This window comes from Halopseudomonas sp. Lyrl_26 (assembly GCF_051948695.1).
GTDB lineage: Bacteria > Pseudomonadota > Gammaproteobacteria > Pseudomonadales > Pseudomonadaceae > Halopseudomonas > Halopseudomonas formosensis.
This window is the reverse complement of the sequence record NZ_JAYJLH010000024.1, coordinates 1-12,043: the sequence shown is the minus strand read 5'-3', so window position 1 is coordinate 12,043 and position 12,043 is coordinate 1. Positions and strand designations below refer to the sequence as shown.

At 64.1% G+C, this 12,043-nt stretch carries 12 protein-coding genes and 1 pseudogene; 11 read left to right on the top strand and 2 right to left on the bottom strand.

Features of this window, described 5'->3' with window-relative positions; all coding sequences use genetic code 11:
- Window positions 1-108: 108 nt before the first annotated feature.
- Together VF673_RS14835 and VF673_RS14830 are read right to left on the bottom strand one after the other, a co-directional pair.
- Window positions 109-1,329 carry a DedA family protein gene (locus tag VF673_RS14835; RefSeq protein ID WP_440292499.1) on the bottom strand — a complete coding sequence of 407 codons (1,221 nt, stop codon included), beginning with the start codon at window positions 1,327-1,329 and terminating at the stop codon, window positions 109-111.
- Window positions 1,314-2,030, bottom strand: coding sequence for a DNA-3-methyladenine glycosylase (locus VF673_RS14830; RefSeq protein ID WP_440292498.1), 717 nt, complete (start codon window positions 2,028-2,030; stop codon window positions 1,314-1,316). Before VF673_RS14830 ends, VF673_RS14835 begins: the two co-directional genes overlap by 16 nt.
- A gap of 89 nt (window positions 2,031-2,119) precedes the next feature.
- On the opposite strand from VF673_RS14830, the gene VF673_RS14825 reads away from it, so the two are divergent.
- The 11 genes and pseudogenes from VF673_RS14825 to lipB all read left to right on the top strand — a co-directional run bounded on the left by VF673_RS14825 (window position 2,120) and on the right by lipB (window position 11,949).
- On the top strand, window positions 2,120-3,385 hold the full coding sequence (locus VF673_RS14825) for a glutamate-5-semialdehyde dehydrogenase (protein WP_440292497.1): 1,266 nt from the start codon (window positions 2,120-2,122) through the stop codon (window positions 3,383-3,385).
- Window positions 3,382-4,023, top strand: a complete 642-nt coding sequence (gene nadD / locus VF673_RS14820; RefSeq protein WP_440292496.1) for a nicotinate-nucleotide adenylyltransferase — start codon at window positions 3,382-3,384, stop codon at window positions 4,021-4,023. The genes VF673_RS14825 and nadD overlap by 4 nt, the downstream gene beginning before the upstream one ends.
- Window positions 4,024-4,039: 16 nt before the next feature.
- On the top strand, window positions 4,040-4,399 hold the full coding sequence (gene rsfS / locus VF673_RS14815; protein WP_090538316.1) for a ribosome silencing factor: 360 nt from the start codon (window positions 4,040-4,042) through the stop codon (window positions 4,397-4,399).
- 6 nt (window positions 4,400-4,405) lie between these two features.
- Window positions 4,406-4,873 (top strand): 23S rRNA (pseudouridine(1915)-N(3))-methyltransferase RlmH, encoded by a 468-nt coding sequence (rlmH, locus tag VF673_RS14810; protein ID WP_090538313.1) that lies wholly within the window; start codon window positions 4,406-4,408, stop codon window positions 4,871-4,873.
- 3 nt (window positions 4,874-4,876) lie between these two features.
- Window positions 4,877-6,757, top strand: a complete 1,881-nt coding sequence (gene mrdA, locus VF673_RS14805; protein WP_440292495.1) for a penicillin-binding protein 2 — start codon at window positions 4,877-4,879, stop codon at window positions 6,755-6,757.
- Complete coding sequence (gene rodA, locus VF673_RS14800; RefSeq protein WP_440292494.1) at window positions 6,754-7,893, top strand: rod shape-determining protein RodA; 1,140 nt, start codon at window positions 6,754-6,756, stop codon at window positions 7,891-7,893. Before mrdA ends, rodA begins: the two co-directional genes overlap by 4 nt.
- A gap of 29 nt (window positions 7,894-7,922) precedes the next feature.
- Window positions 7,923-8,933, top strand: a complete 1,011-nt coding sequence (gene mltB / locus VF673_RS14795; RefSeq protein ID WP_440292493.1) for a lytic murein transglycosylase B — start codon at window positions 7,923-7,925, stop codon at window positions 8,931-8,933.
- Window positions 8,930-9,817, top strand: a complete 888-nt coding sequence (locus VF673_RS14790; protein ID WP_440292492.1) for a septal ring lytic transglycosylase RlpA family protein — start codon at window positions 8,930-8,932, stop codon at window positions 9,815-9,817. Before mltB ends, VF673_RS14790 begins: the two co-directional genes overlap by 4 nt.
- 153 nt (window positions 9,818-9,970) lie before the next feature.
- Window positions 9,971-11,044: pseudogene (locus tag VF673_RS14785) on the top strand (D-alanyl-D-alanine carboxypeptidase family protein); the annotation flags it as partial.
- Window positions 11,045-11,056: 12 nt separating this feature from the next.
- Entirely contained in the window at window positions 11,057-11,332 is a 276-nt protein-coding gene (locus tag VF673_RS14780) for an HP0495 family protein (RefSeq protein WP_090538304.1), read from the top strand.
- Window positions 11,332-11,949: a lipoyl(octanoyl) transferase LipB gene (gene lipB / locus VF673_RS14775; RefSeq protein ID WP_273126398.1), complete on the top strand. Its 618-nt coding sequence runs from the start codon at window positions 11,332-11,334 to the stop codon at window positions 11,947-11,949. The genes VF673_RS14780 and lipB overlap by 1 nt, the downstream gene beginning before the upstream one ends.
- Window positions 11,950-12,043 lie beyond the last annotated feature (94 nt).

Below are 12,043 nucleotides of genomic sequence, written 5' to 3'. Positions count from 1 at the left end.
GTGGGTTGGAAGGAAGTGCGATGTTATAGCTGGCTTCGCTCATCGAGCTGGTGCTCGACGTTCCCGGGACGTAGCACTCTGTGTCGAGATGGAACTCGATACTCCTGTTCAGCTGACCCCTGCCAGTAGCAGGGCGCCGGCGAGCAAGGGCCAGCCTGGCAGCAATATCGACCAGGGGCGGGGCAGGGGTTGCAGCGGCGCAGCGCGCTCCACCAGCCAGAAGGCCAGCAGGGTGGCACAGGCGGCCTGCAGTATGCTGGCCAGCACCACTGGCAGTGACAGCGGCAGAGTCAGCCAGGTAATCACCGGCAGAGCGCACAGGGGGAGCACATACAGTCCCCAGCTCAGGCGCAGCCAGAATGAATACTGGCGATTGCTCAGCATGACTACGGTCAGCAGAAGGGTCAGCACCAGTGCCAGATGGTTGGCGCCTCCCTCAGGCAAGAGTCCCAGGGCCAGGCACAGCAGCGCGCTGGTCATCAACACCAGCATCGCCCAGCCGCGGCGCAGCAGCATCAGGACACCGAGAACCGGCAGATAGCTCAGCCACAGGAAAGCCTCGCTTGCCAGCGGGTCCAGTGGCGGCAGCAGCGGCAGGCGGGTATTGGTCAGCCAGCCGTCCAAGGTGTTGTAGAGCACGTCCTGCCGGGGCGTCAGGAGCGCCAGCAACAACAGTGCGATCAGGTTGAGTACGGCCGCCGCGAGACTGCTCCAGCGCTTCTGCGTGCGCAGGATCAGCAACAGCGCGAAGGCGTAGATCGCCACGCCGGTCAGAAGCACGAGCGCTTCACCCCAGAAGGTTTCGGGGACCGGCCAGTGGGCGGCATTGCCGGTGATGTAGCCGGGGAGTACATAGACCGGAGCCCAGGCCAGAGCCGAGAGCACGTTGACCAGCAGAAACCGCCAGGTCGGCATGTCGAACATGCCGGCGACCATGGGGATGATGGGACGGATGGGGCCTATGAAGCGGCCCAGCACTATGCTGTAGGGACCGTAACGACGGAAGAAGCTTTCTCCCCGGTCGATCCACTGGGGGTGGCGCTGGAATATCCGCAGGCGGCGGATGTCCTGATGGAACCAGCGGCCCAGGGCAAAGCTGAGCAGATCCCCACAGACCGCACCGGCGAAGGCCCAGGCCAGGGTCGACGGCAATCCGAGGCTGCCACCGCCGGCCAGCGCCGCGGCGGCGAACAACAGCAGTACCCCGGGTATCAGAAGTCCCGCCACCGCCAGCGATTCGAGCATGGCGATCATGAAAATGGCCAGGCCCAGCCAGCGGGTATGGCTGGCCAGCCAGGCCAGCAGCTCGCCGGTCAGCAGTGCTTCCATGGGGCAGCGCCAGCGTGGTGCAGGATGTAGTCACGGCCTTCCTTTCGGGTGCGACCCAGCGGGTTGCGGGTGCAGAAGGGCGCGTAGGCGTGATCGACGAAGCGGTACGGCAGGTGCTCGTCACGGCCGAGGGGGATGCCCAGACGGGTGGTCTGGATGACGAGTTCCGGCCGGTAGCCGTCGTCCTCGACGATCAGCCGGCCCGGTTGCATCTGCTGGGCATTCCACTCCGGAACCTTGAGATGCAGGGAGCGGCACAGCAGGGTCTGACCGTTGCACAGACGGCGGGTCTCCCGAGGGCGGCCATCGGCGGCGGGGTTCAGCTCGCACATCAGGGCCAGACTCTCGGCCCGGCTGATCTCATCCACTACCGGATAGCCGGATTTGATCAACACCCCATCGCCCTCGCCGGCGGCGCTGATGTTCAGCGAATCGCCGCCCCGGGCGTAGTACATGTACAGGGTGCCGGCGGGCATGAACAGGGCGCGACGGGAGTGGGTCAGGCCGAGGGAGGCATGGCTGCCTTTCTCCTCCCGGCGGTAGGCTTCGGTTTCGATGATGCGTGCCGACAGCCACAGACCCCGGTGGAAGTGGCGAATGACCTTGCCCAGCAGCCGCGGCGCCAGTTGTCCCACATCAAGGTCGAAGAACCCTTGCGGCAGAGGGGTCGGGGTGTGATTGAAAGGATTGGTAGCAGACATATCAGCGATGATAGCAGGTTCGACCTGTCCAGCCCTCAGAGGTACCGGTATAATGCGGGTTTCGTTGTCGCAGCAGATTGGTGAACCGAATGAGTGCTGATCAGGTACTGGATTACATGACCGGGCTGGGCCGTGAGGCACGTGCGGCGTCGCGTGTTATTGCACGAGCGACTACTGCGGTCAAGAACAAGGCGCTGCTGGCGACTGCCGATGCCATCGAAGCAGCGGCGGACAGCCTTATCGCGGCTAATACGCTGGATCTGCAGGCTGGCCGGGACAATGGTCTGGATGAGGCCATGATCGATCGTCTGGCCATTACCCCCTCGGGGCTGCAGAACATGGTTGAAGGCCTGCGCCAGGTGGCTGCGTTGCCCGATCCGATCGGCGCTGTCCGCGACATGAAGTATCTGCCTTCCGGTATTCAGGTCGGCCGCATGCGTGTGCCCCTGGGGGTGATCGGCATCATCTACGAGTCCCGCCCGAACGTAACGGTCGAGGCGGCCAGCCTGTGCCTGAAGTCCGGCAACGCCTGCATCCTGCGTGGCGGTTCCGAATCCATCCATTCCAACCGTGCCATTGCCGAATGTCTGCGCCAGGGACTGGAAGCCGCCGGTCTGCCGCAGCAGGTGGTGCAGGTGGTGGAAACCACCGACCGCGCGGCGGTAGGTGCACTGATCAGCATGCCCGAATATGTGGATGTGATTGTCCCGCGCGGTGGCAAGGGACTGATCGAACGCATCAGCCGTGATGCCCGGGTACCCGTGATCAAGCACCTGGACGGCATCTGCCACGTGTACGTGGATGACCGTGCGGACCTGGACAAGGCCGAAGCCATTGCCCTGAATGCCAAGACCCATCGCTATGGCGTATGCAACGCCATGGAAACCCTGCTGGTGCACGAGGCTGTCGCCGGCGAGTTCCTGCCGCGCATGGCGGCCCTGTACACGGCCAAGGGTGTGGAGCTGCGCGGCTGCGAGCGCACCCGGGCGATCCTGCCCGAGGCAATTGCTGCGACCGAGCTGGACTGGGAGACCGAGTACCTGGCCCCGATCCTGTCGATCCGCGTGGTGGCGGATATGGATGAGGCCATGGATCACATCAGCCGTTACAGCTCGCAGCATACCGAATCGATTGTGACCGAGGACTTCACCCGTGCCCGGCGCTTCCTCGCCGAGGTGGATTCCAGTTCGGTGATGGTCAATGCCTCAACCCGGTTTGCTGATGGCTTCGAGTACGGGCTGGGCGCCGAGATCGGTATTTCTACCGACAAGCTTCACGCACGGGGTCCGGTTGGACTGGAAGGGCTGACCAGCGAGAAATACATTGTCCTTGGCGATGGGCACATTCGTCAGTGATACGCGTTGGCATCCTCGGCGGTACCTTTGACCCGATTCATTTCGGTCATCTGCGCAGTGCCGTTGAGGTGCGGGAATGCCTGGGCCTGGATGAGCTGAGGCTGGTACCCAATGCCCGTCCGCCGCACCGGGATCGACCCGGTGCGACGGCGCAGCAGCGTCTGGATATGGTCTGTCTGGCGACGGCCTCCGATGACCAGTTGCTGGTGGACGACTGTGAGCTGCGCCGCGAGCGTCCTTCCTACACGGTTGAAACCCTGGAGGCGCTGCGCGCGGAGCTGGGCCCGGACGCCACCCTGTTCCTGATCGTCGGCTGGGATGCCTTCTGTGGTCTGCCGGGTTGGCACCGCTGGGAGTCGCTGCTGGAGCTCGCCAGTCTGGTGGTGCTGCAGCGTCCGGAACAGGATCAGGAGCTGCCCGAGGTGCTGAAGGACCTGCTGGCCGCGCGCAGTGTCAGCACGCCGGAGGCCATGAAGGCCACCCACGGCGAGATCCTCTGCCTGGCTCAGACGCCGCTGGCAATCTCCGCCACCCATATTCGCGCACTGATCTCGGCCGGGCGCTCACCGCGTTTCCTGCTGCCGGATGCAGTGCTTGGCTATATTGAAACCCGGGGACTATACCGGTCCCCGAACTGAGGAAAAGAACACCACCATGCAGATTGAAGATCTGATCAAGACCGTGGAAGACGCACTGGCCGAACTCAAGGCCAAGGATGTGGTACGCATCGATGTGCGCGAGCTGACGGGTGTCACCGACTACATGATCATCGCCAGCGGCGGTTCCAACCGTCAGGTGGGCGCACTGGCGGACAACGTCATCGAGAAGGCCAAGGAAGCCGGACGTCGCCCCCTCGGCGTCGAAGGCAAGGAATCGGGCGAGTGGGTGCTGGTGGATCTGGGCGATATCGTCGTTCATATCATGCAGCCGGCTACCCGCCAGTTCTATGATCTGGAGCGGCTCTGGCAGAGTGCTGAGTCCCGTCGCGCGCAGCAGCAACCGACCGCGGAGTAAGGGCACTTGCGTATCCGCCTGATCAGCGTGGCATCCCGCATGCCGCGCTGGGTAGAGCAGGGCTATGCCGAGTATGCCAAGCGCATGCCGGCCGACCTGCCGCTGGAGCTGGTGGAAATACCGCTGACCACCCGCGGCAAGAACGCCGACGTGGCGCGCCTGATGCGCAGGGAGGGCGAGCAGATGCTGGCCGCCACCCAGCCCGGGGACCGCATAGTGACCCTGGAGGTGGAGGGGCGCGCCTGGTCCACCGAGGCCCTGGCGCAGCAGCTCGAGAACTGGCGGCTGGAAGCGCGCACGGTCAACCTCATGGTCGGCGGCCCGGAAGGGTTGCCCGCCGAGGTGCTGGCGCGCAGCGACCAGCGCTGGTCCCTGTCACCGCTGACCCTGCCCCACCCGCTGGTGCGCATCCTGCTCGCTGAGCAGCTCTACCGTGCCTGGACCATCCTGACCCGCCATCCCTACCACAAGTGATCCATGGCCAAGCCGATTCGCATCAAGGACCACCTCAACGAAGCCGGCATTGTCCAGCGGCGGATCATTCTGGCCACGGTCGTCATCGTGTTGCTGTCCGGCGTGTTGCTGGCGCGGATGTTCTGGCTGCAGGTGGTGCAATACGAGCATCATGCCACCCTGTCGGAGAATAACCGGGTCCACGTACAGCCGATCCCGCCGGCCCGCGGGCGCATCTATGACCGTAATGGCGTGGTGCTGGCGGAGAACCGCCCCAGTTTCAGCCTGAACATCACCCGTGAGCGGGTCCCGGATCTGGAAACGACCGTCGCGCTGCTGCAGTCGCTGCTGGAGCTGGACGATGAGGACATCAACCAGCTCCATCGCCGCCTCGGCCAGCGGCGTCGCCCCTTCGAGGCGGTGCCGGTGATGTTCAACCTGACCGAGGACCAGATTGCCCGTATCGCGGTCAACCAGTTCCGTCTGCCGGGCATCGAGGTGCAGGCCAGTTTCGTGCGCCATTATCCCCAGGCGGAGCATTTCGCCCACGCCGTGGGCTACGTCGGCCGTATCAACGAGCGGGAGATGGAGACCATCGGCCGGGTCGCCTATGCCGGAACCCACTACATCGGCAAGACCGGAGTGGAGCGGTTCTACGAGTACCTGCTGCATGGCAAGGTCGGTTACGAGGAAGTGGAGACCAACGCCCGCGGCCGGGTACTGCGGGTGCTCAAGCGCACCGAGCCGGAATCCGGTCGCGATCTGACCCTGCATCTGGACAGCCGGCTGCAGGCGGTGGCCGAAGAGGCGCTGGGCAACCGCCGGGGTGCTGTGGTGGCCATCGAGCCCAAGACCGGAGGTGTACTGGCCTATGTCAGTCAGCCGTCCTTCAATCCCAACCTGTTTGTGACCGGGATCAGCCATGCGGACTACGGTGAGCTGCGCGACTCCATCGACCAGCCGCTGTTCAACCGGGTCGTGCGCGGACTCTACCCGCCGGGCTCGACCATCAAGCAGATCGTCGCCCTGGCCGGGCTCGACTATGGCGTCACCACCCGCACGGCGCGGGTGTATGACCCGGGCTTCTATCAGCTGCCGAACAACTCGCACAAATACCGCAACTGGAACCGCTACGGCGATGGCTGGGTGGACATGGAGCTGGCCATGGCGCGCTCCAACGACACCTACTTCTATGATCTGGCGCACAAGCTGGGCATCGACCGCATGCACGAGTTCATGACCAAGTTCGGCCTGGGTACACGGGTGTCCCTGGACATCTTCGAGGAATCCGCGGGGCTGATGCCGTCCCGGGAGTGGAAGCGTGCCTCGCGCCGCCAGCCCTGGTACCCGGGGGAGACGCTGATTACCGGTATCGGTCAGGGCTACATGCTGTCCACGCCCCTGCAACTGGCGCATTCCACCGCGCTGATTGCCAACCGGGGCGTGTGGAAACGGCCGCGGCTGCTGGCAGATGCCGATGGCCAGGGGCCGGATGAAAGTGATACGCCCGAGAACGTGGTGCTGCGCAATCCCTCCGACTGGGACTTCATCATCCGCACCATGGAAACGGTCATGCACGGCGAACGTGGTACGGCGCGGTCGGCGGCCGCCGGAGCACCCTATCGCATGGCGGGCAAGACAGGTACCGCCCAGGTGGTAGCCATCGCCCAGGGCGCGCGCTATGACTCGGCTGCGCTGCGCGAGCGCCACCGAGATCATGCCCTGTTCGTCGGCTTCGCCCCGGTAGACGACCCCCAGATCGCCGTGGCGGTGATGGTGGAGAACGGGGAGTCCGGTGGCCGGGTAGCGGCACCGGTGGGACGCATGCTGTTTGACGCCTGGCTATTGCCAGAGCCCGAACCTGAACCCGAGCCGGAATCCATCGAGGAAGAGGTGACGCCATGAAGCCCTTGTCCGGAGTCTCCGCCCCCAGCCCGGGACTGCGTCGGGAGCCACTGTGGATGCGCATTCATGTCGACCCCTGGCTGCTGTTGCTGATCCTGATTCTGGCCGGTGCCGCCGGCTTTGTACTCTATTCGGCCAGCAGCAAGAGCCTGTCGATGCTGTATCGCCAGGGCGCGCATTATGCGATCGGGCTGGCGGTGATGCTGTTCATTGCCCAGGTCAAGCCCAGGCTCATGGAGCGCTGGGTGCCGGTGGCCTATGTGGGCTCCACGCTGTTGCTGCTGGCGGTGCTGGTCGTCGGAACCGAGGCCAAGGGGGCCCAGCGCTGGCTGAGCATCCCCGGGGTCATCACCTTCCAGCCGTCGGAGATCATGAAGCTGGTGATGCCGATGAGCGTGGCCTGGTATCTCGGGCGGCGGGAGATGCCGCCGCGCTTCAAGCATGTGGCTGTGTGCCTGACGATCATCATGGTGCCGGTGGTGCTGATCCTCAAACAGCCGGATCTGGGGACCACCCTGCTGATCGCTGCCTCGGGCATCTTCGGCCTGCTGCTGGCCGGGCTGCGCTGGCGTTATATCCTCGGGGCTCTGGTCATGCTGGTGCCCGGCGCGGTGGCCATGTGGTTCTTTGTCATGCATGCGTACCAGAAAAAGCGGGTGCTGACGCTGCTCAATCCCGAGAGCGACCCGCTGGGGGCCGGCTGGAACATCATCCAGTCCAAGGCAGCCATCGGCTCGGGCGGCGTCTATGGCAAGGGCTGGTTGCAGGGCACCCAGTCCCATCTGGACTTCCTGCCCGAAGGGCATACCGACTTCATCATTGCCGTGCTGGCCGAGGAGTTCGGCCTGGTCGGTGTCTCACTGCTGATGCTGGTCTATCTGTTGGTCATCGCCCGGGGGCTCTATATCACCCACCACGCCCAGGAAGCCTTCAGCAAGTTGCTGGCCGGCAGTGTGACGCTCACCTTTTTTGTCTACGTATTCGTTAATATCGGTATGGTCAGTGGTTTGCTGCCGGTGGTCGGTGTGCCGCTGCCGCTGATCAGCTACGGCGGCACCTCCCTGATCACATTGTTGGCGGGGTTCGGCATCCTGATGTCTGTCCATACGCACCGCAAGTGGATGATACACGGATGACAGATGGTAACTGGATAACAGGAAGGTACATGACGCTTCAGATCTCTGCCTGGCTGCGCAGGCATGCGCCGGCCGCTGCCCTGGCGCTCAGCCCGATGCTGGCGCTGGCCCAGAACTACACCGCCGAGCACCCGTCGGTGGCCCCCTTCGTTGAGGAAATGCGTGCCGAATACGGCTTCGATCCCGAGCATGTGCGCCAGCTGCTGGCCCAGGCCGAGCGCCGCGACTCCATCCTGGAGGCGATATCCCGGCCCGCCGAGCGGGTCCGGCCCTGGCACGAGTACCGCAAGATATTCATCACCGACCGGCGCATCGCCGAGGGTGTGGCGTTCTGGAACCAGCACGCCGATGCGCTGGCCCGTGCCGAGGAAGTCTATGGCGTCGAGCCGGAAATTATCCTGGCGATCATTGGTGTGGAGACCTTCTATGGTGCCAACAAGGGCAGTCATCGGGTGATAGATGCCTTGTCCACCCTGGGCTTCGACTATCCGCCCCGGGCCGACTTCTTCCGCGGCCAGCTCAAATCCTTCCTGGTACTGACCCGCGAGCAGCAGGTCGATCCCCTCAGCCTGACCGGTTCCTACGCCGGGGCTATGGGCTTCCCCCAGTTCATACCCAGCAGCTACCTGGCCTACGCGGTGGACTTTGATGAGGATGGGGTGCGAGACATCTGGAACAATCCGGTGGACGCCATCGGCAGCGCCGCCAACTACTTTGCCGAGCACAAGTGGAAACACGGCGGAACCGTGGCAGTCGAAGCCACCGTCAGCGGCGAGGACTACGCGCAGGGCTTCACCCTGGACCGCGGGCTGGAAGCCAAGATCAGTGTCGGCGAGCTGAAAGAGCTGGGTTGGACCCCCAGCGTCGAACTGCAGGACGACACCCAGGTGATGGCCTTCGAGTTTGACGCCGGGGATCACAAGCAATACTGGCTGGGCCTGCACAACCTGCACGTGATAACCCGCTACAATCGCAGCGTGATGTACGCTATGGTCGTGCATCAGCTGGCCGAACTCATCCGGGAAGCGAGGGGCGAATGATCAAACTGCCGGGTGCCGGATCAGGTACCATTGTCCTTTGTCTGAGCATGCTGCTGGCGGCCTGCTCATCGCCGCCGGTGCAGCGCGGGGACAGTGGCGGTATCCCGCGCACGGTGCAGGATGGCGCCCCGGCCTATTTCAGGGATGTATCGCAGATTCCGGACGCTGTCCCGGCACCCCATCAGGGGCCGTTCAAGGCCTCGCCCTACACGGTTCTGGGGCGCAACTATGTGCCCATGCAGGATGGACGCAACTACCGCGAGACCGGACTGGCCTCCTGGTATGGCACCAAGTTTCATGGTCAACTGACCGCCAACGGCGAGCAGTACGACCTGTATGGCATGACAGCGGCGCACAAGACGCTGCCCCTGCCCAGTTATGTCCGGGTCACCAACCTGGACAATCAGCGCAGCATCATAGTGCGGGTCAACGACCGCGGCCCCTTCCATTCGGACCGCATCATCGACCTGTCCTACGCCGGCGCGGTCAAGCTCGGATTTGCCGAGCGCGGGACCGCCCGGGTCAGGGTAGAGGGAATCGACCCTGTGGTATGGCAGCAGCAGAACGGCAATCGCGCCGTGGCTGGCAGTCCGGCCCCGGTTTCGTCGCCGGCGCCCAGCTCGACGGCCCGTGCCGCCGCGCTGGAGGGCGGGCTCTACCTGCAGCTGGGGGCCTTCTCCTCGGATCAGGCCGCCGAACAGCTGCGCAGCCGGGTACAGGGAATGGTGCAGACGCCGGTGTTCGTCAGCCCGGTGCAGGTGGATACCCGGATATTGCACCGGGTGCGGCTGGGTCCGCTGGACAGCCATGACGAGGCGCAGCAGCTGATGGAAAGATTACGCCTGGCCAACCTGGGTTCGCCCACCCTGGTCAGCGCACATTAACCCTTCGATTCATTCAAGACAGTGAGCACCATGTTCAAGAAGATAATGCATACCCTGTTGGTTTCCGCCGCTGTGCTGCTGGTCCCTGCAGCACTGGCGCAGACGCCCCAGCCGCAGCCTCAACCACAGCCCCAGGCCAGTGCACCGCTGATTCCGCCGGCACCGACCGTGGCTGCCTCCAGCTATCTGCTGATCGATGCCGACAGCGGCAAGGTGCTCACCGAGCACAACGCCGACACCCCGCTGCCGCCGGCCAGTCTGACCAAGATGATGACCAGCTACATCGCCAGCATGGAGATCCTCAAGGGGCAGCTGCGGGAAGAGGACGAGGTGCTGGTCAGCGAGAAGGCCTGGCGCATGGGCGGCTCCAAGATGTTCATCGAGGTGGGCAACCGGGTGCGGGTGATCGACCTGCTGCGCGGTGTCATCATCCAGTCCGGTAACGATGCCAGTGTGGCCCTGGCCGAGCATATCGCCGGCAGCGAAGAGTCCTTCGCCGACCTGATGAACAGCCACGCGCGTCGTCTGGGCATGAACAACACCCACTTCGAGAATGCCACCGGTCTGCCGGGCGAGAACCATGTCTCCAGTGCCCGTGACATGGCAATCATGGCCAAGGCCATCATCGAGGATGACCCCCAGCACTACGCCATCTACAAGGAAAAGGAATTCGTCTGGAACGGTATCCGCCAGCCCAACCGCAACCTCATGCTGTGGCGTGACAACACCGTGGACGGCCTCAAAACCGGCCATACCGACGAAGCTGGTTACTGCCTGGTGGCCTCGGCCAAGCGTGATGGCATGCGTCTGATATCCGTGGTCATGGGCACCGCCAGCGAGCAGGCCCGCGCCGCCGAAACCCAGAAGCTGCTGACCTGGGGCTTCCGCTTCTTCGAGACCCGCCACTTCTATCAGCCTGATCAGGTGGTCTCCACCGCCCGGGTCTGGGCCGGTGCGCAGAATCAGGTGGGCGTCGGTCTGGCCGAGGGTCTGGTCCTGACCCTGCCCAAGGGGCAGGCGGACAAGCTGGAAGCGACGGTCACCCTGGATTCCACCATCAAGGCTCCCATTGCCCGTGGCGATGTACTGGGTCAGGTGGAAGTGAAGCTGGGTGAAGAGGTGGTGCACACCGGCCCGCTGGTTGCCCTGGCTGACGTCGAAAGCGCCGGTCTGTTCGGTCGCCTGTGGGACAGCATCCGTCTGTTCTTCTACGGCCTGTTCAACTGAGGGGTAGGCGAGATGAGCGACAAGACTCCGGACGCGCCCAAGATCGAGTTTCCCTGTGATTATCCGATCAAGGTGATCTGCAATGGTGCCGAGGGTGTGCTGGAACAGGTGCTGGAGGTGGTCCGTCGCCACGATCCTGCGCTGAATGCGGACAAGCTGGTAGTACAGGACAGCAAGAATGGCCGCTTCCAGTCCCTGCGGCTGATCATCCGTGCCACCAGCGAGCAGCAACTGCAGCAGCTGCATGCCGACCTCAAGGCCACCGGCCAGGTGCACATGGTGCTCTGATGGCCGAGCTGATAGTCAGACATCTGGGGCTGGTGGACTACCAGCCCACGCTGGAAGCCATGCGGCAGCTCACTGCCGAGCGCAATGCCGACACCCCGGACCAGATCTGGCTGCTGCAGCATCCCCCGGTGTTCACCCAGGGACAGGCCGGCAAGGCCGAGCATGTACTGGCCGCTGGGGATATACCGGTGATCCAGGTAGAGCGGGGCGGGCAGGTCACCTACCATGGCCCCGGTCAGCTGGTGGCCTACCTGATGCTTGACCTGCGCCGACTGGATCTCGGAGTGCGCGAACTGGTCACCCTCATGGAGCAGAGTCTGGTCGAGCTGCTGGCCGGTTATGGAATCGAGGCGGCACCCCGGGCCGATGCGCCCGGGGTCTACGTGGGTGCGGCCAAGATAGCTTCGCTGGGACTGCGGGTACGCCGCGGTTGCTCCTTCCACGGTCTGGCACTGAACGTGGACATGGACATGGAGCCCTTCAGCCGCATCAATCCCTGCGGTTACAGCGGACTGCGCATGGTACAGCTGAGCGAGCTGCTGGAGCAGCCGGTGGATATCAGCGAGGTCGCGCATCGGTTGGAAAAGATACTGCGCCAGCGTCTGACGCGCGCATAGTCCCCGGTGTCGGGGTGTAGCGCACCCGTACGCCTGGATCTTGGGTGTCAACCCGAAACCCTTCATCGAGCTGGTGCTCGACGTTCCCAGAGAT

What these genes read in the sequence shown, in the direction of transcription:
- mrdA (WP_440292495.1), top strand. Translation starts at nt 4,877, where the DNA reads ATGGCCAAGCCGATTCGCATCAAGGACCACCTCAACGAAGCCGGCATT.
- VF673_RS14780 (WP_090538304.1), top strand. Translation starts at nt 11,057, where the DNA reads ATGAGCGACAAGACTCCGGACGCGCCCAAGATCGAGTTTCCCTGTGAT.
- mltB (WP_440292493.1), top strand. Translation starts at nt 7,923, where the DNA reads ATGACGCTTCAGATCTCTGCCTGGCTGCGCAGGCATGCGCCGGCCGCT.
- lipB (WP_273126398.1), top strand. Translation starts at nt 11,332, where the DNA reads ATGGCCGAGCTGATAGTCAGACATCTGGGGCTGGTGGACTACCAGCCC.
- rodA (WP_440292494.1), top strand. Translation starts at nt 6,754, where the DNA reads ATGAAGCCCTTGTCCGGAGTCTCCGCCCCCAGCCCGGGACTGCGTCGG.
- VF673_RS14825 (WP_440292497.1), top strand. Translation starts at nt 2,120, where the DNA reads ATGAGTGCTGATCAGGTACTGGATTACATGACCGGGCTGGGCCGTGAG.
- VF673_RS14830 (WP_440292498.1), bottom strand. Translation starts at nt 2,030, where the DNA reads ATGTCTGCTACCAATCCTTTCAATCACACCCCGACCCCTCTGCCGCAA.
- rsfS (WP_090538316.1), top strand. Translation starts at nt 4,040, where the DNA reads ATGCAGATTGAAGATCTGATCAAGACCGTGGAAGACGCACTGGCCGAA.
- VF673_RS14835 (WP_440292499.1), bottom strand. Translation starts at nt 1,329, where the DNA reads ATGGAAGCACTGCTGACCGGCGAGCTGCTGGCCTGGCTGGCCAGCCAT.
- VF673_RS14790 (WP_440292492.1), top strand. Translation starts at nt 8,930, where the DNA reads ATGATCAAACTGCCGGGTGCCGGATCAGGTACCATTGTCCTTTGTCTG.